Source organism: Staphylococcus sp. HMSC068G11, from assembly GCF_001815825.1.
Classification (GTDB): Bacteria; Bacillota; Bacilli; order Staphylococcales; family Staphylococcaceae; genus Staphylococcus; species Staphylococcus epidermidis.
Window position 1 is genome coordinate 154,661 of record NZ_KV822056.1, and the last position, 24,572, is coordinate 179,232.

General features: G+C 30.5%; 31 protein-coding genes and 1 riboswitch. Of the genes, 3 read left to right on the forward strand and 28 right to left on the reverse strand.

Features of this window, described 5'->3' with window-relative positions:
- Positions 1–3 precede the first annotated feature (3 nt).
- The 10 genes from nusB to HMPREF3058_RS01550 all read right to left on the reverse strand — a co-directional run bounded on the left by nusB (position 4) and on the right by HMPREF3058_RS01550 (position 8,842).
- A complete protein-coding gene (gene nusB, locus HMPREF3058_RS01505; protein WP_002446514.1) occupies positions 4–393 on the reverse strand; it encodes a transcription antitermination factor NusB in 390 nt (129 codons plus the stop codon).
- A gap of 76 nt (positions 394–469) precedes the next feature.
- On the reverse strand, positions 470–832 hold the full coding sequence (locus tag HMPREF3058_RS01510; protein ID WP_002440021.1) for an Asp23/Gls24 family envelope stress response protein: 363 nt from the start codon (positions 830–832) through the stop codon (positions 470–472).
- A gap of 11 nt (positions 833–843) precedes the next feature.
- Positions 844–2,202, reverse strand: a complete 1,359-nt coding sequence (gene accC, locus HMPREF3058_RS01515; RefSeq protein ID WP_002446515.1) for an acetyl-CoA carboxylase biotin carboxylase subunit — start codon at positions 2,200–2,202, stop codon at positions 844–846.
- Entirely contained in the window at positions 2,202–2,675 is a 474-nt protein-coding gene (gene accB, locus HMPREF3058_RS01520; protein ID WP_002446516.1) for an acetyl-CoA carboxylase biotin carboxyl carrier protein, read from the reverse strand. Before accB ends, accC begins: the two co-directional genes overlap by 1 nt.
- 258 nt (positions 2,676–2,933) lie before the next feature.
- The gene (locus HMPREF3058_RS01525; protein WP_002446517.1) at positions 2,934–4,064 is read right to left on the reverse strand and encodes an acetylornithine transaminase; all 1,131 of its coding nucleotides are present in this window, start codon (positions 4,062–4,064) and stop codon (positions 2,934–2,936) included.
- Positions 4,064–4,801 carry an acetylglutamate kinase gene (argB, locus tag HMPREF3058_RS01530; RefSeq protein ID WP_002446518.1) on the reverse strand — a complete coding sequence of 246 codons (738 nt, stop codon included), beginning with the start codon at positions 4,799–4,801 and terminating at the stop codon, positions 4,064–4,066. Before argB ends, HMPREF3058_RS01525 begins: the two co-directional genes overlap by 1 nt.
- A gap of 9 nt (positions 4,802–4,810) precedes the next feature.
- Positions 4,811–6,004: a bifunctional glutamate N-acetyltransferase/amino-acid acetyltransferase ArgJ gene (argJ, locus tag HMPREF3058_RS01535; protein WP_002446519.1), complete on the reverse strand. Its 1,194-nt coding sequence runs from the start codon at positions 6,002–6,004 to the stop codon at positions 4,811–4,813.
- A 17-nt stretch (positions 6,005–6,021) separates the two neighbouring features.
- Entirely contained in the window at positions 6,022–7,047 is a 1,026-nt protein-coding gene (gene argC / locus HMPREF3058_RS01540) for an N-acetyl-gamma-glutamyl-phosphate reductase (RefSeq protein ID WP_002446520.1), read from the reverse strand.
- Between the two features lie 149 nt (positions 7,048–7,196).
- On the reverse strand, positions 7,197–7,754 hold the full coding sequence (gene efp, locus HMPREF3058_RS01545) for an elongation factor P (protein WP_001831269.1): 558 nt from the start codon (positions 7,752–7,754) through the stop codon (positions 7,197–7,199).
- A 26-nt stretch (positions 7,755–7,780) separates the two neighbouring features.
- On the reverse strand, positions 7,781–8,842 hold the full coding sequence (locus tag HMPREF3058_RS01550; protein ID WP_002457719.1) for a M24 family metallopeptidase: 1,062 nt from the start codon (positions 8,840–8,842) through the stop codon (positions 7,781–7,783).
- 102 nt (positions 8,843–8,944) lie between these two features.
- Between HMPREF3058_RS01550 and HMPREF3058_RS01555 the strand changes: the two genes are divergently transcribed.
- Positions 8,945–9,523 (forward strand): hypothetical protein, encoded by a 579-nt coding sequence (locus HMPREF3058_RS01555; RefSeq protein ID WP_002490955.1) that lies wholly within the window; start codon positions 8,945–8,947, stop codon positions 9,521–9,523.
- Between the two features lie 13 nt (positions 9,524–9,536).
- Positions 9,537–9,755 (forward strand): SA1362 family protein, encoded by a 219-nt coding sequence (locus HMPREF3058_RS01560; protein ID WP_070731057.1) that lies wholly within the window; start codon positions 9,537–9,539, stop codon positions 9,753–9,755.
- Positions 9,756–9,795: 40 nt separating this feature from the next.
- On the opposite strand, the gene HMPREF3058_RS01565 is transcribed toward HMPREF3058_RS01560, so the two are convergent.
- Entirely contained in the window at positions 9,796–10,626 is an 831-nt protein-coding gene (locus HMPREF3058_RS01565; RefSeq protein ID WP_002486967.1) for a lipoate--protein ligase family protein, read from the reverse strand.
- A 159-nt stretch (positions 10,627–10,785) separates the two neighbouring features.
- Here HMPREF3058_RS01565 and HMPREF3058_RS01570 point away from each other — a divergent pair, with 159 nt between their 5' ends.
- Positions 10,786–11,172, forward strand: a complete 387-nt coding sequence (locus HMPREF3058_RS01570; RefSeq protein ID WP_002446524.1) for a rhodanese-like domain-containing protein — start codon at positions 10,786–10,788, stop codon at positions 11,170–11,172.
- A gap of 500 nt (positions 11,173–11,672) precedes the next feature.
- On the opposite strand, the gene gcvPB is transcribed toward HMPREF3058_RS01570, so the two are convergent.
- From gcvPB to rpmG, 17 genes are all read right to left on the reverse strand, one after another.
- Positions 11,673–13,181, reverse strand: a complete 1,509-nt coding sequence (gcvPB, locus tag HMPREF3058_RS01575; protein WP_002491007.1) for an aminomethyl-transferring glycine dehydrogenase subunit GcvPB — start codon at positions 13,179–13,181, stop codon at positions 11,673–11,675.
- Positions 13,174–14,520 carry an aminomethyl-transferring glycine dehydrogenase subunit GcvPA gene (gene gcvPA, locus HMPREF3058_RS01580; protein ID WP_002446526.1) on the reverse strand — a complete coding sequence of 449 codons (1,347 nt, stop codon included), beginning with the start codon at positions 14,518–14,520 and terminating at the stop codon, positions 13,174–13,176. Before gcvPA ends, gcvPB begins: the two co-directional genes overlap by 8 nt.
- A 19-nt stretch (positions 14,521–14,539) precedes the next feature.
- Positions 14,540–15,631 (reverse strand): glycine cleavage system aminomethyltransferase GcvT, encoded by a 1,092-nt coding sequence (gcvT, locus tag HMPREF3058_RS01585; RefSeq protein ID WP_002446527.1) that lies wholly within the window; start codon positions 15,629–15,631, stop codon positions 14,540–14,542.
- 78 nt (positions 15,632–15,709) lie between these two features.
- Positions 15,710–15,852: riboswitch (glycine riboswitch) on the reverse strand.
- Complete coding sequence (locus HMPREF3058_RS01590) at positions 15,849–16,361, reverse strand: shikimate kinase (RefSeq protein WP_002446528.1); 513 nt, start codon at positions 16,359–16,361, stop codon at positions 15,849–15,851. It overlaps the preceding riboswitch by 4 nt.
- Positions 16,362–16,525: 164 nt before the next feature.
- A complete protein-coding gene (gene comGF / locus HMPREF3058_RS01595; RefSeq protein WP_002446529.1) occupies positions 16,526–17,017 on the reverse strand; it encodes a competence type IV pilus minor pilin ComGF in 492 nt (163 codons plus the stop codon).
- Entirely contained in the window at positions 16,941–17,234 is a 294-nt protein-coding gene (locus HMPREF3058_RS11530) for a hypothetical protein (RefSeq protein ID WP_002446530.1), read from the reverse strand. The genes comGF and HMPREF3058_RS11530 overlap by 77 nt, the downstream gene beginning before the upstream one ends.
- The gene (gene comGD, locus HMPREF3058_RS01600; RefSeq protein WP_002446531.1) at positions 17,221–17,658 is read right to left on the reverse strand and encodes a competence type IV pilus minor pilin ComGD; all 438 of its coding nucleotides are present in this window, start codon (positions 17,656–17,658) and stop codon (positions 17,221–17,223) included. Before comGD ends, HMPREF3058_RS11530 begins: the two co-directional genes overlap by 14 nt.
- Positions 17,648–17,965: a competence type IV pilus major pilin ComGC gene (gene comGC / locus HMPREF3058_RS01605; protein WP_002446532.1), complete on the reverse strand. Its 318-nt coding sequence runs from the start codon at positions 17,963–17,965 to the stop codon at positions 17,648–17,650. Before comGC ends, comGD begins: the two co-directional genes overlap by 11 nt.
- 17 nt (positions 17,966–17,982) lie before the next feature.
- Positions 17,983–19,050, reverse strand: a complete 1,068-nt coding sequence (gene comGB, locus HMPREF3058_RS01610; protein ID WP_002491008.1) for a competence type IV pilus assembly protein ComGB — start codon at positions 19,048–19,050, stop codon at positions 17,983–17,985.
- Complete coding sequence (comGA, locus tag HMPREF3058_RS01615) at positions 19,022–19,996, reverse strand: competence type IV pilus ATPase ComGA (protein ID WP_002446534.1); 975 nt, start codon at positions 19,994–19,996, stop codon at positions 19,022–19,024. Before comGA ends, comGB begins: the two co-directional genes overlap by 29 nt.
- Positions 19,997–20,051: 55 nt before the next feature.
- Entirely contained in the window at positions 20,052–20,675 is a 624-nt protein-coding gene (locus tag HMPREF3058_RS01620; RefSeq protein ID WP_002446535.1) for an MBL fold metallo-hydrolase, read from the reverse strand.
- Positions 20,675–21,001: an MTH1187 family thiamine-binding protein gene (locus HMPREF3058_RS01625; RefSeq protein WP_001831234.1), complete on the reverse strand. Its 327-nt coding sequence runs from the start codon at positions 20,999–21,001 to the stop codon at positions 20,675–20,677. Before HMPREF3058_RS01625 ends, HMPREF3058_RS01620 begins: the two co-directional genes overlap by 1 nt.
- Positions 21,001–21,987 carry an ROK family glucokinase gene (locus HMPREF3058_RS01630; protein WP_002446536.1) on the reverse strand — a complete coding sequence of 329 codons (987 nt, stop codon included), beginning with the start codon at positions 21,985–21,987 and terminating at the stop codon, positions 21,001–21,003. Before HMPREF3058_RS01630 ends, HMPREF3058_RS01625 begins: the two co-directional genes overlap by 1 nt.
- Entirely contained in the window at positions 21,987–22,187 is a 201-nt protein-coding gene (locus HMPREF3058_RS01635) for a YqgQ family protein (protein ID WP_002446537.1), read from the reverse strand. Before HMPREF3058_RS01635 ends, HMPREF3058_RS01630 begins: the two co-directional genes overlap by 1 nt.
- Positions 22,171–23,631, reverse strand: a complete 1,461-nt coding sequence (locus HMPREF3058_RS01640) for a rhomboid family protein (RefSeq protein WP_002491010.1) — start codon at positions 23,629–23,631, stop codon at positions 22,171–22,173. Before HMPREF3058_RS01640 ends, HMPREF3058_RS01635 begins: the two co-directional genes overlap by 17 nt.
- Positions 23,632–24,183, reverse strand: coding sequence for a 5-formyltetrahydrofolate cyclo-ligase (locus HMPREF3058_RS01645; RefSeq protein ID WP_002446539.1), 552 nt, complete (start codon positions 24,181–24,183; stop codon positions 23,632–23,634).
- Positions 24,184–24,363: 180 nt separating this feature from the next.
- On the reverse strand, positions 24,364–24,513 hold the full coding sequence (gene rpmG / locus HMPREF3058_RS01650; RefSeq protein WP_001830957.1) for a 50S ribosomal protein L33: 150 nt from the start codon (positions 24,511–24,513) through the stop codon (positions 24,364–24,366).
- Between the last annotated feature and the right edge of the window lie 59 nt (positions 24,514–24,572).

A 24,572-nucleotide genomic window follows, 5' to 3' on the forward strand; every position in this document is an offset into this window, starting at 1 on the left:
ATTTTAATCATTTATATTACTTAAAACACCATTAACAAATTTATAATGATCATCATCACTAAACTGTTTTGTAAGTTCTACAGCTTCATTAACAACTACTTTTTTAGGTGTATCGCTGTGCAATATTTCAAACGTTGCCATTCTTAAAATAATACGATCTGATTTCAGTAAACGATCGATAGACCAGTCTTTTAAATGGGGTTTTATTGTGTCGTCTAAAACGATTTGATGATCTTTGACTCCAGTAACTAACCAGTATATAAAATCAAAGTCTAAATCAGAATGATCATCTTTAATAAATTCAATTGCTTCTTGAATTGTTAAATCCGTCTCTTTTATTTCAAGTTGAAATAAAGTTTGAAAAGCTTGTATTCTTGCATCTTTACGACTCATATTTTACTCCTTCAAATGTATTTATAAAATTATAGGTACAACTTTCTAGTTAAAGTGCACCTATAATTTAAATTATTTATTTTTCTGCTACGATACTTCTGATGTGAATATTAATTTGCTGTGGTTCAATAGCTGTCATTGTCGTAATTGAATTGAAAATCGCTGATTGAATTTGATTTGCAGTTTTAGAAATATTTACGCCATGTTTTAGAGAACAAAATACATCAATGTATATTCCGTCTTCTTTAGCTTCGATTTTTAAATCTCTGTTTAAATTTTTTCGACTAATCTTCTCTAGATTTGTTTTTTTTAATTCAGCAAAATGACCTGTAATGCCTTCTACTTCTGATGTCGCAATGGATGCGATAACAGATAATACTTCTGGTGCTATTTCAATTTTTCCTAAATTAGATTGAGAATAATCTGCTACATTGACCATCCTTTATCCTCCTATTGGTTATTATCGTCCATAATATTATACTTTTCTAGGAATTTTGTATTAAATTCCCCGCTTCTAAAAATATGATTATTTAGAAGTCTTAAGTGGAATGGAATCGTAGTGTCGATACCTAAAACAAGATATTCACTTAAAGCACGAATGCCTGTCATAATTGATTCTTCACGTGTAGGTTCGTGAACTATAAGTTTTGCCACCATGGAGTCATAGTAAGGTGGTATCGTATAATTAGTATAACATGCTGATTCAATTCTCACTCCAAAACCGCCTGGGGCAAGATATTGAGTAATCTTGCCTGGTGAAGGCATAAAGTTTTTGTAAGGATTTTCAGCATTGATTCGAAATTCAATGGCATGACCGTTAATGGAAATATCTTCTTGTTTAAAAGGTAACGCTTCACCCATAGCAACTTTGAGTTGTAATTTTACTAAATCTACTCCTGTTACCATTTCAGTTACTGGGTGTTCGACTTGAATACGTGTATTCATTTCCATGAAATAAAATTGATTATCATCTAAATCATATATAAATTCAATTGTACCTGCGTTTTCATAATTTACAGCTTTTGCAGCTCTGATTGCAGCATTACCCATTTCTTGGCGTTTATCTTCACTTAATACTGGTGAAGGTGCTTCTTCAACGAGTTTTTGCATTCTTCTTTGAATTGTACAATCACGTTCACCTAAATGTATAACGTTTCCATAAGTATCGCCAATAATTTGAATCTCTATATGTCTAAAGTTTTCTATAAATTTTTCTAAGTATAAACCACCATTTCCGAACGCTGTTTCAGCTTCTTGTTGTGTCATACGGTAACCAGTTTCAAGTTCTTTCTCATCACGAGCAACCCGAATACCTTTTCCACCACCACCTGCAGTGGCTTTGATGATAACTGGATAGCCAATTTTTTTAGCAGTTTTTTTAGCGTCATCTATACTTTGAATAAGCCCTTCACTTCCTGGTACTACAGGTACATTGGCTTTAATCATTTCAGCTTTAGCAATATCTTTTATTCCCATTTTTTGAATTGATTGATAGCTTGGCCCAATAAATTTTAATTGGCATGCTTCACACAATTCAGCAAAATCACCATTTTCAGCCAAAAAGCCGTATCCAGGATGAACACCATCACATCCTGTAGAAGTAGCGATAGATAAAATATTTGGTATATTTAAATAAGAATCTTTTGATAAAGTAGGACCGACGCAATATGCTTCATCAGCAATTTGAGTATGTAATGCATCTTTGTCACCTTCTGAGTATATAGCTACTGTTTGAATACCTAAATCGTGTGCCGCTCTTATTATTCTTACTGCGATTTCACCACGATTAGCGATTAAAATCTTCTTCATTATTTCACCTTAAATAACGGCTGGCCATACTCTACCATTTGTCCGTCTTCTACTAAAATTTCTACGATTTCACCTGTTGTTTCGGCTTGAATCTCATTAAATAATTTCATAGCTTCTAATATACAAACAGTACTGTCATTCGTAACTTTATCTCCTACTTGAACATATGCTTCTTCATCTGGTGAAGGTGATTTATAAAATGTACCAACCATTGGTGCATTAATGGTATTGTAATTATTATCACTACTTTGTTCATCATTATAGCTATGTGATGGTTTTTGTTGTGTTTCATTATCGATTTGCGCATGAGTTATCGGTTGAGTTGGTTGTTGAGTAACTTGTGGTGTAACTATTTCAGTCTCTTTTTCTTTTTTTAAATTAACTACGCTGCCTTTATTATCTTCAATATTTATTTCAGTTAAATTAGATTGGTCAAGAATTTCGATTAATTCTTTTATTTCTTTAAAGTTCATTTCTTACTGACTCCTTAGGTTTGTTTTCATCTACCCATCTATTTTACTTGAGTAAAAGATTCAATTCAAGCATGTTCATTAAACATCAAAACGTCGTTATTTATTTAAATATTTTAGAGATTGATTGAAGGCATAAAAAAGACACTCGTTTCGTTTTATTTTTTGTATTTTTAACGAAACGGTGTTTTAAAAGTTGCTTTGCTGAATTGTACACTCTGTATATCAACTCGATATTTTAGATAAGATACCATTTATAAATCAAATGATTTCAGTTAGTATTTCTATACCTTTTTCCAATTGTTTTTTAGTGATACTCAATGGAGGTAATAACCTAATCACATTTGTACCAGCTGTTAAAATGATTAACCCTCTACGTTTAGCTTCTCGCACGATTTGAATAGGATCATTATTGATCTCTATTCCTACCATTAAGCCTATACCACGGACTTCAATTACATTTCTTTTATTTGCTAAACCTTTTCTTAAGTTTTCAATAAGAAATTGACCCTTTGATTGAACATCATTCATCAAATCAGCATGATTAATGATAGTAAGCGTTTGGTTTGCAGCGGCTAATGATAATCTATTTCCTCCAAATGTTGTGCCATGAGAACCATAGCCAAATGCATGACCTAAATTCTTTTTGCCTAACATTGCTCCAATAGGAAGGCCGTTACCTAACCCTTTAGCTAATGTGATGATATCTGGAGACAATTGATAATGTTCATGAGCATATAACTTACCAGTTCTACCTATGCCCGTTTGAACTTCGTCTACAATTATAAGAATATCTTTTTGTATACAATACTCATTTAATTGCTTCACAAATAAAGGATCAGCAGGTAGTACTCCTGATTCACCTTGAATGATTTCTATAATTACAGCTGCAGTATTATATGAAGTTAATGATTTAAATGAATTGAAATCATTAAAAATAGCAAATTTGAATCCAGGAACAACCGGACCAAATTGATCTGTAATTTTCTTTTGTCCTGTTGCAGACATTGCGCCGTACGTTCTGCCGTGAAAAGACTTTTTAAAAGCAATAATTTCCGACTTGCCAGTAGCTTTACGTGCGAGTTTAATAGCCGCCTCATTCGCTTCTGTTCCACTGTTGCAAAAGAAAGCTAAATAATCTTGTTGACCAATTAATTTTTGAGCCACTTCCTCTTGAATACTACTTAGGTATAAATTGGGTGAATGCCATATTAAATTCAGTTGATTAAGTACTGCTTGGTAAATTTCCATATTAAAACCTAGATTTGTGACACCTATACCTGACGAAAAATCTAGGTAAACATTATTATCTTTATCAATTAATTCATTTTCATTAGCATCAACAAATTCTATATTGTCCCGTTTGTAATTATTAAAAAGATAACTCATCATTAATCGCCCCTTATGATTGTTCCTTTTTGTAAATTATTTGCAATTAAAATCGATTCAACGCCTGATTCTACTGTTTGGATTGCACTCTCAATTTTAGGTATCATGCCGCCAGTAATTATTTTATTTTCAATTTTTGTTTTTGCCTCCTTAATTGTAAGAGTAGCAAGCGTTTTATCTTTTTCAATTACACCAGGGACATCAGTCATATATACTAATTTTTCGACTTTTAGTTTCTTAGCAATTGCGGTGGCGAGGTGATCAGCATTAACATTAAGATATTCCCCTTGCTCATTTACACCCAAACTAGTGATAATTGGTATAATGTCGCGTGATAAAATATTTTCTAATAGCATCGTGTTGATTTCTTTAACTTTCCCAACGTAACCATAGATATTTTTATTTAAAAATTCGGCGCTCACAAGTTCTTTTATCTTTTCTTTGAATTGAAAAAATTCTAAATTAGATTCTTTAAGTCTCACTAAAAGTTGGTGTCCTACTATGTTAATTAAAGCATCATATATGATAGGTAAGTCATTTTTAGCAGTCACTCTCATGCCATCAATTTTAATAGTTGAATGATTGTTTTTAGTTAATAAATCACTGATGACTTGGCCGCCACCGTGAACAATAATTATTTTTTTGTTTTCAAGGTGCCAAGCTTTAATTTGTTGTATAAACGCGTCGTTTAAATTTTCTATAGCTATACCACCGAGCTTAATTACGATGATGTTTTTCATATGTTCCTCCTAAGTGGTGTAAAGTGCGTTGATTTTAACGTAGTCATACGATAAATCACATCCCCATGCTTGACCTTCGTAATTTCCTTGATGAAGGTCAAGTTCAATTGATATTTCTTCAGCACTCATTATTTCTTGAATTTCTTCTTTATCGTACTTTATTGGTGAGGATCTTATTAATACAGGTATCCTACCGATAAAAATGTCTACCTGATTAATATCAAAATTTGTTTTAGCGTAACCTGCAGAAGCAATAATTCTACCCCAATTAGGATCTTCGCCAAAAATTGCGGTTTTTACCAAACTTGAACCCACCACACTTTTAGCAATCATTCTTGCAGCACTAGATTCTTTTGCACCTTTAACCGTGACTTCTATTAATTTAGAAGCACCTTCGCCATCCCTTGCAATACTTTTAGCTAAATCGGTCATAATATATAGAAGCATCTGCTTAAATTTATAGTAGTCTTCACTGTCTTTTTTAATTTCGTTATTATTTGTACATCCATTTGACATTACAAGCACCATATCATTTGTTGAAGTATCACCATCTACAGTGATTTGATTGAATGTAACTTCAACTACATCTTTTAAAGCTTGTTGTAATGTTTGTGATGAGATGTTAGCGTCACAGGTTATAAATGCTAGCATTGTAGCCAAATTAGGATGTATCATTCCTGACCCTTTTGCTACACCTGCCATCGTTACTGTATCGTTACCAAAAACTTCGTTTACAACGCATGTTTTTGTATGAGTATCCGTTGTTAATATCGCTTTTGCAAAGTCATCAGCATTACCGTTTTTAACTAGTTTGGAAAAGCCATTCTCTAGAATAGACATTGGCATCATCTTTCCAATAACACCTGTAGATGCGACACCTACATATTCTTGTTGAATTTGCAATTTATTTGCGGCCAGTTGTTGCATTTTAAAGGCATCTTTTTCCCCTTGTTTACCAGTACAAGAATTAGCAATACCTGAATTAACAACAATAGCTTGCATTTTACCACTTTTTTCGATGCTGTTTTTTGTTAATTTTAATGGTGCAGCAATCACCTTATTAGTTGTAAATACACCTGCTACATTTGCAGGTACTTCTGAAACAATCCAACCAAAGTCTAATTTTTTCTTTTTAAAGCCAGCGTGCAGACCATCAGCTGCAAACCCAAGAGGACTTGCAATATTTCCCTTAATTATATTCATTATTTAGTCCCCCTATATTAGATATATAAAGGTGCCAAAATTAGACCATCAGTTTCGTCGAAATTAAACATCAGATTCATATTTTGAATAGCTTGGCCAGCGGCACCTTTAATTAAATTATCAATAACTGATGAAATTGTTAAAACACCCGTAGTTTCGTTATAAACAAAACCAATATCAGTGTAATTTGTTCCTATTACTTCATTTAACTGTGGTAACCCATCTTTAATTCTTATGAAAGGCTTATTTTTATATACAGTCTTGTAGGTAGATTCTATTTGATTTATTTTCACTCCACTTTCAAGCTGTGTGTATATAGTTGCAACAATACCTCTGTTAACCGGAATAAGTGATGTAGAAAACTGAATATTCTGTAAATTTTTGTTAAAAAACTGCAACGTTTGTACAATTTCAGGAATATGTTGATGTTTATTAAGTTTATACGTCACATAATTATTGTTTACATTTACATAATGGGTTGACTGATTTAATTTTTTACCAGCTCCAGTAAGACCACTTTTAGCATCAACAATTATAGAATCAACACGGATTAAATGATTGCTGATTAAGGGATATAGTGCTAATTCAGTTGCAGTTGCATAACAACCAGGGTTAGCAATAAATCTATTGCAATGACTAATATTCATTACTTCTGAAAGACCGTATGTAAAACGCTTTTGTATATCTACAGTACACGGTGATTTTTTATACCATTTGAGATAAACATCTGGAGATAAACGATGGTCACCTGATAAGTCTATGACAGGAAAATTATTATTAACGAAATTTTTAGATAAATCTTTTGCAACGCCACTTGGAGTGGCAAAAAATACCAAATCTGAGTGTGTCATAATAAATTCACTGTCGAAAGCCTGAATTTCTTTATCACAAATACCTTTCAAATGAGGGAATATATCAGAAATTTGCACTCCCACTTCTTTTGTGGCATGAATCGATGAAACAGTTATATGAGGGTGATTTAGTGCTAATCTTAACAATTCTAGTCCTGTATAGCCTGTGATACCTACTATAGAAATATGCATATATACACTCCTTATTGTATTATTATGTAATTATATACATATTTATTAATAATTACAATACTATACTTTGTAATTTTACATTTTGAAAACAAAAACTCCAAAGTATAACATCTTATTGATGTATACTCTGGAGTATAGTTAATTAGTGTTTATCCTCTAGAAATGTAACTTCCATCACTAGTATTTATCACTAGTGTGTCACCTTCATTTACAAATAAAGGTACATTTAGTGTATAACCTGTTTCAACAGTCGCAGATTTTGTTGCGCCAGTGGCAGTATCACCTTTGATTCCAGGTTCAGTTTCAGTAACTTCAAGCTCTACAGTTTTTGGTAATTCAACACCAATAACTTCACTTTCATAAGATTGAACTTGAACTTCCATGTTCGCTTTTAAATAATTTAATTCATCTTTTAAGTAGTCACCAGGTAATTCGATTTGATCAAATGTCTCGTTATCCATGAATACGTGGTTATCGCCATCAGCATATAAATATTGCATACGACGATTCTCGATCATTGCTTGTTCAACCTTTTCGCCAGCTCTGAAAGTTTTTTCTTGAATAGCACCTGTTCTTAAATTACGTAATTTAGAACGAACAAAAGCCGAGCCTTTTCCTGGTTTGACATGTTGGAAATCAATAACTTTCCAGATTCCGTTATCAACAGAAATCGTTAAACCTGTTTTAAAATCATTTACTGAAATCATTCAGTCTCCTCCTCAATTATACGCGCTTACTCTAAAATAATAAGGTCTTTTGAGCAATTAGTAAAGACATGACATCCATTTTCTGTAATAAGAATGTCATCTTCTATTCTAACGCCACCCAATCCCTCAATGTATATACCTGGTTCTATAGTAACACAGTTATTTATATTTAATTCATCTGAACTATTTTGAGATAATAGTGGACCTTCATGAATATCAAGGCCAATACCATGACCAAGTGAGTGGCCAAACTGCTCACCATAATTGTGAGATGAAATATACTTTCTAGATATAGCATCTGCTTCTTTTGCAGTCATACCTGGTTTGATTTCTTCAATAGCTTTCTTTTGAGAAGTTAGAACTATATTAAATATTTCTTTGAGTTTTGGATCCGGTTCTCCTATGGCAAACGTGCGTGTAATATCGGAACAATAACCTCTATAGTATGCACCAAAATCTAATGTAATCATATCTCCCTTTTCAATACGCTTATCACTTGCAACACCATGCGGTAATGCACCTCGGTAACCTGAAGCTACTATTGTGTCGAATGAAGGGCCATCTGCACCTAATTCTAACATCTTACTTTCTAATTTAGCTTTGATTTCTCGTTCTGTCATTCCGATACTTACTTGAGTGAGGATATATTCATATGTTTGATCTACTATCTTAGCCGCTTGTTGAATGAGCTGAATTTCTTCCTTATTTTTAATTTCTCTAATCTTATCAATTTCATTAGATATGCTTATTAAAGTAATTAATCCTTTATTAAGTTCAACATAAGTATCATAACTGATTAAATGACCTTCAAAACCAATATTTGATAAATTTTCTCTTTCTAATATACATTTAATTTCAGAAATCAAACTTGATTTTCGATTTATAATTTCAAAATCTTGTGCCTGTTCTGTAGCTTGGTCTATATATCTAAAATCAGTAATAAGATATTGTTTTTTAGGTGTTATGATTAGTGCACCACTTGTACCAGTAAAATCTGAAAGGTAACGTCTATTATAATCTGATAATACGATGATTGCATCTAAGTGCTTATGTTCAATGATATCTTGAACTTTTCTTAATTTATTCATTATTTCCCTCCTACGTTTACATTTGTACATTTTTATTTTATACATTAGAATGATAGCATAACTAGTAATAATAATAATAGTTTTTGGTTTAGGGAGAATATAATGAAAAAGTTAATATTAATAGTTGGTGCGAGCAGTTTGCTAATGGGTTGTGGGAGTCAGAACTTATCTCCTTTAGAAGATAAAACGACTGAGTTACGTGATGATAATCATCAATTAAAACTTGATATTCAAGAACTTAATCAAGAAATTGGCGAACATAAATCTAAAATAGCCGCCCTTAAACAAGATAAAGAAAATACTAAAGAAGCTTCATCTAATAAGTTAAAAATAAAAAATTTAAAAGCATCATCTGATTATTATGATTCTATTGCAAAAGCCATTAAAGATTATAGAGAAATTGAGTCAAAAGTTAATAAAAATAATAATAAAGTGACGATTCAAAGAAAATTAGATGACATTTCAAATAATATTGACAGTTCTTTCATTAAATATAAAGAATCTGTAGACTCTGAATCACAATCTGAAGAAGATAAGAAAAAAGAAAAAGAAATACGTCAACTTAATAAAGACTTATCTTCAGCATTCAATACAATTAAAAAAGGATATGAAACGAAAGATAATAAAAAAATAGAAAAAGGTCAAAAAAAACTTGCAACAATAAATACAAATTTAAATTAATAGGAGTTTTGAGATGCGTAAATTCATCTTTTATTTAATATTAGCGATAGCTGCATTTGGTTTAATGATGAATCTTGATGAGTTTTTATTTTCAATTATGAAAGCTATTATTAGTTTTGCAATTATAGCTTTAATTATTTATATTATATATTATTTCTTCTTTGTAACAGAAGATCAAAGGAAGTATAAAAAAGCACTTCGTAAATATAAAAGACAAAAAAGAAAGCAATAAGGCGATATCAAATGATTTCGCCTTATTGCTTTCTTCATAATTATTTACGGTGCATCCATGCTTCAGAGCGATATTTTTCTTCGAGTTCTTGTACTTCCTCTTTTTGTTTTTCCGTTAATTCTAGAGGTTTAAAATCTATATTCAGTCCTTTTTTAAAACCTGATTTAAAGGCGTTCTCCATTTCATTTAATGTAATATGTTGATTTGAAATGTCATTAATAGCTACAGCTTTTTGAACAAAATTTTCTTTCATTTTCGCTTTTAGTCGTTCATTTTTAAATATAAACATATCAAATAAATCATCGATATCTATATCTTGTAAAATTGAACCATGTTGAAGAATGACACCTTTTTGTCTGGTTTGAGCGCTACCTGCAATTTTTCTGCCTTCTACTACAAGCTCATACCAACTAGGTGCATCAAAACATACCGAACTTCGTGGTTGCTTTAATTTGTCTCGTTCTTCTTTAGAACGGGGGATAGCGAAATAAGTTTCAAAACCTAAATTTTTAAAACCTTCTAATAATCCTTGTGAAATAATTTTATAAGCTTCAGTTACAGTTGAAGGCATATTTGGATGAGACTCTGGAACAATAACACTATATGTTAATTCTTTATCGTGTAACACGCCTCTACCACCCGTTTGACGTCTTACTAAGCCATAGCCCTTTTCTTTTACTTTATCAATATCAATTTCTTTTTGGAGCCGTTGAAAGTAGCCTATTGAGAGTGTTGCAGGATTCCAAGTATAAAATCTTATAACTGGATCAATTTCTCCACGCGATACAAAATTTAGTAACGCTTCGTCCATTGCCATATTATAATAAGGATTTTTGCTTCCAGTATTTATAAAATTCCATATTTCAGTCATAATCATACCCCTATCGAAATATTAAAATTAAAACTATTATGTTTCTCTTTGTATATTTAGATTATGTGATATAAACATAATCTAACTCGAAAAAATATTTTGATAAATTGTACTAACAGTCTTATAATTATAATATCGGTAAATTAGGGAGGATGCAAGATGAGTATCTCTTTGTACATTGCAATTGGTATTATTGTTATTATCATTGCATATATGATTATCCAACAAATTCTTAATAAGCGAGCTGTAAATGAATTAGACCAGAATGAATTCCATAAGGGTTTAAGAAAAGCTCAAGTTATTGATGTGAGGGAAAAAGTGGATTATGATTATGGACATATTAATGGTGCACGTAATATTCCTATCACAGTATTTAAGCAACGATTTCAAGGACTAAGAAATGATCAACCTATTTATTTATGTGATGCTAATGGTATAGCAAGTTATCGTGCTGCACGTATATTAAGAAAAAATGGATATAAAAATATTTACATGCTTAAAGGCGGTTACAAAAAATGGACAGGTAAAATAAAATCTAAAAAGTAATTTTACGAAATGATGTCTTTAAGTTATTAAACTCTTTGAAAGGATTAGGTTAATAGATGCTTTCAAAGAGTTTTTTAGATGATGATATATAAATCATTTAAAGAAAAGTCTGGACATAAAGTTCCAGGATAAGTAAATAAGGACAATTTCTATTGAAAAATATAGAAATTGTCTTTTTGTATAAAGAAGCCAGTAAATGAATTATAAAAAACTCATTTACTGGCTATTTTGCTAGGAATGATGTCCCAGCCGTTTTCTTTATTTATATAATTTTCATATTGAGAACGACTCGTCATCAAAAGGTACCGTCTCAGCCCGTATAGAGGATTGGCGCACCTTTCTCAAAAATATCATAAAAAAGCTACGTATTAACATCAAATCTAATTTTTAAATGCTTTAAAAAAGATATTTTCTATTTAGTAAAAGATTAGTATAAGTTAACTTTTGATTATTGTAACTTATAGAAGTTTTAGCTAGTATAAAGATTTCTTTTTAGTGATTTAATTATTTTCAGAATCAATATTTGTGTGTTCTTTATACTTTTCGTCCTTAAGTTCTTCAAATTTAAGAATTGGTTTTCGTGCTGCAGTCGTCTCATCTAATCGGTCAATTATAGTTGTATGTGGTGCTTCTAAAACTTTATCTGGATCATTTTTTGTTTCATTAGCGATTTGAATCATCGCATCAATAAAGTAATCAAGTGTTTCTTTAGATTCAGTTTCTGTTGGCTCAATCATCATTCCTTCTTCGACATTGAGAGGAAAATATATTGTAGGTGGATGCACACCAAAATCTAACAGTCGTTTAGCCATATCTAATGTTCTGACACCATATTGTTTTTGTAAAGTTCCACTTAATACAAATTCATGTTTACAATATTGATTGAACGGAATTTCAAAGTGATTTTTAAGGCGAGATTTAATATAATTCGCATTAAGAACGGCAGCTTCAGATACTTCTTTTAAACCATTGGCTCCCATTGATCTGATATAAGTATATGCTCTTAAATAAATACCGAAATTTCCGTAAAACGGTTTTACTCGTCCAATTGAATTTGGAATATCATTGTCATATTTATATCTATCATTATCTTTTATAACCATAGGCTTAGGTAGATAACTGGCTAATTTTTCTACTACTCCAACTGGTCCTGATCCTGGTCCACCACCGCCATGAGGACCAGTGAATGTTTTGTGCAAATTAAGATGTACTGCATCAAAGCCCATATCACCAGGACGTACTTTATCTAAAATAGCATTTAAATTTGCCCCATCGTAATATAATAAACCACCTGCTTCATGAACGATTTTCCCAATTTCAATAATATTCTGTTCAAATATACCTAATGTATTTGGATTAGTTAACATGATTGCAGCTGTATTGTCGTTTACTACTCTTTTTAAATCTTCTATGTCAACTTCCCCACGTTGATTAGATTTTACAGTTACTGATTTAAATCCAGCAAATGAGGCAGAAGCAGGATTAGTACCATGTGCTGAATCAGGTACTATTACTTCATCTCGATGGCTTTGTCCATTTTTTTCATGATAAGCTTTAAAAATCATTAAAGCGGTCCATTCACCATGCGCACCTGCAGCAGGTTGTAGGGTAACTTCATCCATACCAGTAATTTCTTTCAATTCTTCTTGTAAACTATATATAATTTCAAGAGAACCTTGGACGTGTTCTTCTTCTTGTAAAGGATGAGATTCACTAAAACCAGAAATACGAGCTACCTTTTCATTAATTTTAGGATTATATTTCATCGTACATGAACCTAATGGATAAAATCCAGTATCAACCCCGAAATTTTTATTTGATAGTTCAGTGTAATGTCTAACTAAATCTAATTCTGAAACCTCAGGAAACTCAGCCTTATGTTTACGAATATACTTATCATCTAAGAGTGAAGCAATATTGATATTTTCAATGTCATTTTGTGGTAAAGAATACGCATATCTATCTTTTTTGGATCTTTCAAATATTAAAGGGCTTGATTTACTAATCATTTAACTCACCTGCTTTCATAACAAAATCATCTATTTCATCTTTAGATCTTAACTCTGTAACTGCGACTAACATATGGTTTTTAAAATCATCTGATACTTCACCTAAGTCAAAACCACCAATGTACCCATATTCTGCTAATTTAAGATTAATATTTTTTATTGGTTGATTAAATTTGACTACAAATTCATTAAAAGATTGTGCTTTTAGTACCTCAAAACCATGCTCTTCAAACTTATTTTTAGCATAATTAGCATTTATAAGATTTTGAACTGCAATTTCATAAATCCCTTGTTTACCTAAAGCAGACATTGCTATTGAAGATGCAAGTGCATTTAAAGCTTGATTTGAACAAATATTAGAAGTGGCTTTATCACGACGGATATGTTGTTCTCTAGCTTGTAAGGTGAGAACAAATCCACGATTACCTTCGTCATCTTGAGTTTGTCCAACTAATCGACCAGGTACTTTTCTCATTAATTTCTTTGTTGTAGCAAAATATCCACAATGTGGACCCCCAAATTGGGTAGGAATACCAAAAGGCTGTGTATCTCCCACTACTATGTCTGCCCCGAATGTACCTGGTGGTGTTAGTAATCCTAAAGAAAGTGGATTGGCGTATACGATAAATAAAGCTTTCTTATCCTTTATATAATTATTAATTTGTTCTAAATCTTCAATAGAACCATAAAAGTTTGGATATTGTACAGCGACAGCTGCTGTGTTGTCATCGATAAGTTGTTCTAATTTTTCTAAATCAGTAATAGTACCTTTAAGGTCAACTTCAATTATTTCAAATTCATCACGAGTTTTGGCGTATGTGTGTAGAATTTGTAAGGCTTGATAATGTAGTCCACTTGAAACTACAATTTTATTTTTTTTCGTATGACTTAGCGCCAATATACATGCTTCAGCAAAACTAGTCATACCATCATACATAGAAGAATTTGCTACATCCATATCTGTTAATTCACAAATGAGTGTTTGAAATTCAAAAATTGCTTGTAACTCACCTTGAGAAATTTCAGGTTGATAAGGTGTATATGCGGTGTAGAATTCAGATCTTGAAATCATTGCATCGACAACAGCAGGAGTATAATGATCATAAACGCCCGCACCCAGAAATGTTGCATGTGTTTCTTTAGTTGTATTTTTAGCTGCGAGACGATTTAACCTTCTAAGTAATATCGTCTCCGCTTCGCTTTCGGCAATGTTTAAATTTCTTTTTAATAAAATATCTGTAGGTATATCATCAAATAATTCGGAAATAGACTTTGCCCCAATACTATTTAGCATTTCATTTTTATCTTGTTCAGTTAATGGTATATAACGATGACTCAATATTTACACCCCTTTAAATTTATTTCTCAATTTGATTTTTTTTAACTATTTTTGCCTCAACTTGACGCTTACGTATTTGCACTATTACTTTTTTGCCCATTTCAAATGCACCTCTATCTATTATTGCAAGTGCTATAGATTTACCAGAAGATGGGGATTGTGTTCCTGATGTAACGAAACCAATTTGATTACTATTTTCATCTAGTACTTCATAACCTGTTCTAGCAATGCCTTTACCTAATAGTTCAAGACCTACTGTTCTACGCTCGGAACCATTTTCCTTTTGAGCTTTGAGTACTGATTTGCCAATAAAATCATTTGCAATTAACGGTTTAGCAGCGAAGGCTATTCCTCCTTCATAAGGAGTAATTGATTCAGATAAATCTTGACCATGTAAAGGTAATCCAGCTTCAAGTCTTAGAGTATCACGAGCACCTAAACCGCATGGTGTAACATCGTATTTTAATAATTGTTCCCATATATCCTTAGTATCTTCTTGCTTACAGTAAATTTCAAAGCCATCTTCTCCAGTATAACCAGACTGCGAAAGAATAATAGATTTACCAAAAAGTTGTACATTCTGTTTAAATTCAAACATTGCCATATGGTTTACATCTACATCCACTAATTCATTTATCAATGCTCTTGAACGAGGACCTTGAATAGCTAATTGTCCGTATTTGTCTGAAGTATTGCTTACATCTACGGTGAAATTAGAGCTATGTTTTTTAATCCATTGATAATCTTTATTGGTATTTGCAGCATTTACAATAAGCAAGTAGTGGTTTTCATTAAGTTTATATGTAACTAAATCATCAATGACTCCACCTTCTTCATTACATAAAGCACTATACATTGCTTTATCATTTGTTAGAAGATTTGTATCATTAGAAAGGATGTATTGTATAAATTGTTCTGCATCTTTACCACTAATCTCTATCTCTCCCATATGACTTACATCAAAAAGACCAACATTATATCTAACTGCGTTATGTTCTTCTTTGATACTTGAGAATTGAACAGGCATTGCCCATCCACCAAACTCAACAATTTTAGCACCACTATCAACGTAATTTTGATATAAAGGTGTTTTTTTCAAATCTGTTGTCATACTTGTACCCCCAATTAATAATTTTTAAAAAACAGGATAGCATAAAGCTACCCTGTTTTAATACTCATTTCAGGAATGCGTCACAGTATTATCCTTTTGCCTGAGAGTTTCGTTATTTCACTTGCACCTTCGGCGATAGAGAGTCAAAATTGTAATAGACTATAATCGTTTAACTCATAATGATTCAAGTTTTGATCTCTATTCTCTCTAATACTGATCAATCGCTTAATAATTTTGTTTTTATTAAAGTACAAATTTCAGAGACACTCTGTGCACTATCAACTTTCATGAATGCGATTTCATTATATCTTGAAAGTCTTGAAGAATACAAGGCATCAAGTTGGTTAAGATTTTTACTTTTAGCATTGGGTCGATGTGGATCATTTTTAACTCGTTTGAAAATGATTTCAATGTCACAATCTAGCCAAACCACATGCTTTTGGCTTTTTAAGAGCTTTAATGAATTCGTATCTTCTATAATACCTCCTCCAGTTGAAATGATATCGAAAGTATTGAGACATGCTTTTAGGTACTTTGTCTCCAATGATCTAAAACCTTTTTCTCCGATATCATTAAATATATCAGGTATAGATTTACATTCATTTACTTCAATAAAATTATCTAAATCCACATAACTTAAATTATATAAATCTGAAAGATATTTTCCAACAGTGGTTTTACCAGTTCCCATGAAACCAACTAAAATAATAGGCACTTGAATACTCTTCAAATTAATCTACCTCTTTTATCTTATTAACGATAACTTTATTGTAGTAAACATCTAAGTTATGTATTGTCTTTAATTTTAAACTATATTGAGAGATATAAAAAGATATAATTGATAAATAAATTGAAAAAATTACTATTAAATATAAACTAATGAACGCTTTTTGGCTATAAAAAAAGGATTTCTTTGTGTTTATCGTTCGCATCTCCTGTTGTTATTAATAATTTCACTATATTATCGTTCGTTTTTAATATACGAGTAGATAAGACATGATTTAACAATGTAATATTACCTCTTTGATTAATATTTTTGTAAATTTTACGGTTCTTATAAATATACCTAATAACATCTTTATTTTTCTTAAGTTTAATTGTATATGCATTTTCGATCTCATAATTGTTTTTAGTCGTCATTTTCTCTTTAAGTAAATCTCTTCTAAAAAATTCAAATTGAATATCTTCGTTATTTTGAGCAGTATTTAGATAAAATGAAGTCAATTTAAGTATAGTCGGTAATAAAGCGAGTATTAAAGTAGTCACAAATAAAGCAAATAATGCTTCGATGTAGGTAAATGCTTTTATATTAAATAGAAATACAGGTTCGCGTATTAAATGCTTTATCCGCCCCACATATTTTATGATTGAATAATTGTATTTCATAATTTTCTATTACAACCCCTTGATAAAGTTCTTTCTTTTTATAGTGTTGAAGACTAGTTATCATGATTTGCTTGATTTTTATGTTATTTAAATTGATAAGATACTGATTGTTTAAGTTTGAAAACATAGGTATTAAAATCATTGTTATTGTACTAACTATAAAAAAGGCTAGCAATGCATCAATAATTAAAGACCCTTTAAATTTATATTTTGACAAATCTCAAACGCCCCTTTTCAATATGGAAGATTAATCTATAAGCATGTGAATTATATTGTAAAATGAGCGAACCAAAATGATTGATATTTCCATTTTTATCAAAATTTAATGTTTGAATTTTAGCTATATTAGTCACTTTTCCTTTATTAAGTTTAAAACTATATTTATCTCCATTTTCTTCAACTACTTGTACTCTATTTGAATTATTAAAAAATAATAAAGTTATCGATTCATTGTTGCTAATAGCTTTAGATTTATAGTAATTAAATTTTGTTATTAATTGCTTAATTTCATGTTCTTCATCAATTAGCTGAATGTCGAATAGGTTTCGTGACCATAAAGTTGTTATCAACAAGCAACTGATAATAAACAAAGTAAAAATCATCTCGACTAAACTAAATGCTTTAATGTTTTTAATTGGCAACTGCCTCTCCATTTGCAATACTAATTGTCTGACCGGATTTACATGTTTTTTGTCCTTCTTTTATAAAACCATCTGAAACCAAATCATCAATATTAGAAGGGTTGCGGTTATGTTTTAAAGCGTAGGCTTCTATTTGACTGTTTACCATTTTAACTTGAGCATCACATCCAGTTGACTGAATATGAGATGTTTGTTTTGCAATATTTGGAATTATAAGTATTAATAATAAACTGATTATTAGTAATACTAAAAGCATTTCTATCAAGGTAAATGCTCGTGTTTGTTTCAATAATTTCAATGTTTTCATTGATGTCACTCCTCAAATTATTTTATTGTTTGCATAAGTTCGAACATAGGAAGCATAATGACTAAGTATAAAGATACAATAAAAATTCCCAAGATAAAGAAGATGATAGGTTGTATAAATTTTGTTTGTTTTAACACTTTTTCCTCAAATTGCTGTAATAACATTTGACTGTATAATTTTAATTCTATATCTAATTTTCCATTTTTCTCTCCTTGTTCTATGAATTTAATTAAATCATTTTGAAAACATTGTAGATTCATTAATATAGTAGGTAACGGGAGCCCTCTATTAGCTTCTTTAAAAAGACAATTACCCAGAAATTTAAGAAATTCGTTATCTTGCTCATTACGATATATTTGGACAATTTGTTGAAGACTTGTACCATTTCTGTAAAATAAAGAAAGCTGATTGGAAAGTTGATAAGTTCTATATATTTTATAATACGTATTAATCATTGGGATTTTTAAAATAGATTTTAATTTTCTCTCAATTGGTAGATAATAGTAAAATTTATAAGTGATAAAAAATGCTATACCACTCATAAAGATAAAAATGAAAGTTAGCTTGGGAAGAAGGGTAATAATAAGAGTTAGTAGATTTTGAAATGTTGATAATTTAACATTCATAGTCTCATAAAGTTGTTGAAATTGAGGTATGACAGTTATATTTAAAATGGTTAATATGAATAAGAAGATAGAAATTAATGCAACAGGATATTGTAAGGTTTTGATGAGTCGTTTTTTAGCTTTCAAATTTCTTTTCATATATTGAACAGTATCAACGAGAGCCTCATCAATGTTACTGTAGTTTTCAGCAAATTTTATTTGAAGAAGAACTAATTCTGGATACCCTATCATTTTTAAAATATCATAACATGTAGCGCCGTTTTGTAGATGTTGGATAATCTTTTCATTTATTGTTCGTTCTTTATATTTAAAATAAGAGTTTAAAAATTTAAAACTTTGATATAAAGTGAATCCGTGACTTAAAAGCTGATGTAATCTCTGTAATAAGTCTATTGATTGTATTTCAGTAAGATATTTATTCCTCTTATATTTAAATGTATTTATCGACAACTTCTTCACATATAACACCTTCTTTAGACATTTTGTTTAAATGTGTAGATAATTTTGTGAAATTTTTAGGTAAAGAATGATTATGTTCAAAAAAATAATTGATTTGGCTTTGAAACATTAATTCCGATACTAGTTGACGAGTATTTGTAGTAGTAGTGATTAATCTTTGATTAGAAATTAAATTGATTGCCTGGCACAACTCTTGGACAGAAATACCCATTTCTAATAATCGTAATAATGCTCCCTTGCAATCATTCGCGTGCATTGTCGACAAAACTAAATGTCCACTTAAACTGGCTTGAATCACGTATTTAGCTACGGTAGAATCTCTGATTTCACCAATTAAAATTACGTCCGGATCACACCTTAAAATGGCTTTGAAAGAGCTTTCATAATTTATACCTGCCTTTTCATTAACTGATATTTGTGTGATTCCATTGAGTATTTGTTCTACTGGATCTTCAACTGATATTACATTTAAATTCAAATTTTGATGTGCATAAAGGACCATTTGGTACATTAAAGTACTTTTGCCAGAGCCAGTTGGCCCACTAAACAAAAGTAGACCTTGTTTCTTTTTCATGAAATGTTTAAAATCTTTAAATTCATATGATTCTCGTTTAGTTTGGAAGTATTGAGGTACTATACGAATTACACAACTTTCATTGCCTAATGATAACGGTAATGTAGAGATTCTTAAATAATATAAACGCTTCATCTTATAACTATATCTACCACTTTGTGCCCTATGCTGTGTTGATACATCTAACCCAGATTGAAACTTCATGTATATAAGTAATTTTTTATAAATTGGAAATGAAAGTGTATCATATATTGTGAGCTCATCTTTAATTCTTAGCTTAATTATAGTGTGTTCCTCACATGGTATAAAGTGTATGTCACTTGCTTCTTGCTTAATTGCATGATTGATAATCTGTTCAAATAAAATTTTCAAAAAAATCACCTCCTACATATATAAACGTAGGAGGCGATTTTTTTACTCTCTAATATTAACCATTTATAAAAGGATTGAGTTGCTCATCGTCAACTGTGGTGTAAGGCCCATGTCCAGGGAAAAGTGGCATATCACCTTCTAATTCAAATAATTTATCTTTTATTGAATCAATTAATGTTTCATAATCTCCCTTATAAAGGTCTGTACGACCGATACCATTTTTGAACAGAGTATCGCCAACAACAGCAAAGTCATTAAAAACAAAACTAAGACTACCTGGAGAATGACCAGGCGTATGTAATACTTTGAATTTAAATCCTTCAATCTCTGCAGGACCCTCTGATAAACTTAATGGATTTGCGTGACTTTCTATTTTAGATAAACCATATTGTGTAAATTTAGATGAGCCATTTTTATCTGGATCAGTTAAAAAATCAAACTCATCTTTACTCATATAAACTGGAACCTGATATTTTTCAATAATATCATCTAATGCTCCGATATGATCATAGTGTGCATGTGTTAATAAAATTGCTTTTAAAGGTTTATTGATTTGATTTAATTTTTTAATTATTTTTTGACTTTCACTTGAGGGATCGATTAATATTACATTTTCTTCATTCTCAATGAAGTACGTATTAGTGTCAACGATTCCTAATGTTAAATTTGAAATTCGCATTATAATTCACCACTATGGTCTAGATGTTTTTGTACTGATTTTAATTTATCATTCATTTTTCTTGATTTATCTCGACGATCATCAATTCTAATATTTGTACAAACTCTATCTAATCCTTTATCAAAAGGTAATTCATGAATCGCTTGAATCACCTCAAAAAGATCTTTCAAATCACCTTCGATTAATGTATTCATTGGTGTTAATTGATAATCAATTTTCCCTTGTTGTTTAAATTCATTTAACTTTGTTTGGATTTCTGCTATATATTTACTTACACTAGGACCCTCTGTTCCTACTGGAATAACTACTACATCAACAATTGCCATTATTTAGCACCCTCTTTATCTATGATATATGTTTTGATAAGTCCAGCTGCACCAGTAATACCAGCATCATTCCCTAATTTAGCTTGTACTATCTCAGTATTATTTTGAGCTGGAGTAAAAGTTAAATTACGATATTCAGTTTTAATATTTTCTATAAGGATAAGTCCGGCAGTAGACATGCCCCCTCCTAGAACAATATATTTTGGATTACTAGTAACGCTAATGATACTGCATAAATAGCCGATATAATTTGCAACTTTTTCAGTTATAAATATACAGAATTGATCACCGGCTTTAGCTGCATCAAATACAGCTTTTGCTGTTACTTGGTTATCTTTAATAAGTTGTAAAATTGATGATTTAAACGTTAATTTAGGATAATAGAAATTAACTAAATTTACTACACCAGTAGCAGAAGCAACTGTTTCTATACACCCTGATTTACCACAATTGCATTGAAAACGTTGATCAAAATCAGCTCTTAAATGTCCAATTTCAGCGCCTGACCCATTGTGTCCATGTACGATTTCTCCATTAGAAATTATACCTCCACCAAGTCCGGTACCTAAAGTAATTGCTACTACATCATCAGCACCTTCACCGGCACCTTTATGTTTTTCTCCCAATGCAGCAACATTAGCATCATTATCAACATAAACTGGACAATTAACATATTGTTTGAAAATTTCTCTTACATTGACACTACCTGGCCAATGTAAATTAACAGCTCCGTATACAACTCCAGTATCAAAATCAACAGGTCCAGGAACACCAATACCGACTCCAACAACATTGTTAAAATCATATTTAAATTCTGCAACCTTTTCAGTAAAAGAATCATAAATGTTTTTTAAAAGTAACTCACCAGTGTGGTCACTTGTATCAGTATCAATAGACCATTTATGCAATTGTTCTAAATCCTTGTCAAATATCCCCAATTTACAAGTTGTTCCGCCTATATCGGCAGCTAAAATAATATCTGTCATTATTTTTCATTCCTTCTTTGATTTATTATCAGTATACAATTCAGATATTCATCCTTCGTTAACAATTGATAACTATATAAGGATTTAATCTCTTGTATCATCATTTCATACATATCATCTGGATTTTTAAAATAGATAATGAAACCATATGTTTTAAGTAATTGTAACACGTCATAAAAATTTTTAATTTTTCGCGTCATTAGATTTACTCAACTCTTTTTTTAAATTAACATATTTTTTATTATTAGGATTAATTGCTACAGCTTTTTTTATATATTTTAAAGCCTTTTTATCATCACTTAAAGAACGATTAGCTATAGCTAATTCATAATTAAGTACACCTGAATTTGGAAATTTTCTTAAACCTCTTTCCCATTCTGATACGGCCTCTGCTTGCGAGCTCTTAGTTGCAGTAATCAAACCACTAAGGTAATATGTTTCATCATCGGCGTAATTATTATTAAGTGTTTGCTTTACAACATGTTTTGCTTCGCTATAATTACCTTTAATCATTTCATCCCGAATTAATTTATCATAGATATTATCCTCACTTATAGTAAATATTCTAATTTGTAAAACAATGAATATAAGTAAAAATACAATCAAAAATGCCCAAAATAAAGAGCGATGTGTTTTGAAATAATAGCCTATTAATGTAATTAATACACCACTGATAAATCCACCTAAGTGTGCCATTATATTAATATTAGACATAAAAAGTGAAAAACCGATTAAAACAACCAATGCAATTAATAACTGGCCAATCATTTTTTTATTAAAATTCTTGCTTAAATACATAATCACAAAAATAGAACCAATTAAGCCAAATATTGCTCCACTAGCACCGACTGAAATTGTAGACGTATTAAAAGATAGAGAAACAAAATTTCCATATAATCCGGATATAATATAAATTATTAGCATTCGCCATGAACCAATGATTGATTCGACAATTTTACCAAAAATAAATAGAGAAAGCATATTCATTAAAATGTGTTCGAAATTAAAATGTAAGAACATTGACGAAATAAGTCTATACCATTCTCCATGTACAACATTAAAATGAACAAGTCCACCTACTTCTAATAGTTTAACATCAGAAAATCGATTTAAGTATAAAATCATACATAACCATATCACAATATTAATTAAGATAAGTGTATATGTAATAGGGGTAAAACGTTGCATATGTTTATCAACAAGATTTTGTGTCAAAACTTTTCTTTTGTAATAAAGATAAGTCTTTTTATCTTCATTATTAATTAGCATTTTTATAAGTAAAAAGTTTATAGGGAGTGACTTTAAGCTTTGCTCATTGCTTAAAATTTTAAATTTCAGTTTAGTTGGTTTTTCTTCATTTAAATTTTCTTTTGAAAGCTCTTTATCCGTAAAATAATAAAATTCATAAGATTCAGGTATATAACCGATGAATTGTTGTATTTCTTCAGGTCGTTCCATAATTTTTGATTTATCAAACCTAATCTCTTGGGTAGATGTAACATTTTTTCTAAAAACAACAATGGAATGTTTTCTCTTATGATACAACCATATTTCATCGTCCCCTTTATCACGATAAATTACATTATAATTAAGATACCTAATCCAGTAATATAAGGCCTTCCAATAAAGTTTATTAATATTCATTTATTCCTCCACCACTTTATTGTGATAAATAATTAATTGCTCTACAGGTTGATCGTGTGGTTCTATATTGAATTGGGCTAACTGAAAATCATATAGTAAACTAACTGTATTACTTCTATGTTGGCTCAGGAATCGGTCATAATAACCACCACCATAACCTATTCGATAGCCCAATTTATCAAATGCAACCCCAGGTACTACAATTAAGTCCATTTTATTCGTTGTACCGACCGGGGAAATAGAATGATAAATACCTTTGCCATCTTTCTCGATATCCTCAATTGATAATAATTGTTTAAAAGTCATTTCTTGCTGTTGATAATTTGTTTCAGGAACAAAAATTTTTTTATTATTATGTAGCGAATAAGTAATAATTGGATATGTATTAACTTCATGAGGCATCGATAAAACAATACCAATTTTGTTAGCTTTGCGATAAGCTTCACTTTGATATAATTTCTTAGCCAACCATTCATCAGCCAAATGTTTTTGTACTTTGTCGTAAGATTTCATCTTTTTAATTATATTTCTACGTAGTCCCTTTTTATCCATTTTATTCACCCATTTCGTTCACTTAACATTATAACGTTTATAGTAACTAATGTCATTAAGTTGGTATTTAAAGACAAAAAGTAAATGAAAAATCCCTTCAAAGTTTTCACTTTTATAAGTGGTTACTTTAAAGGGATTAAATCGATTTTATATCGTCATGTACAAATTTAAAAACATTAATTATTTAGTTTCACGATGTAAAGTATGTTTATTATCACGTGAACAATATTTTTTCATTTCTACACGTTCAGGATTATTTCTTTTGTTTTTTGTTGAGATATAATTTCTATCTCCACATTCTGTACAAGCTAATGTAACGTTTACGCGCATGAATTTCTCCTCCTTACCTTTTCAAAATACGACTTATTTATTATACCAATTACTTAACT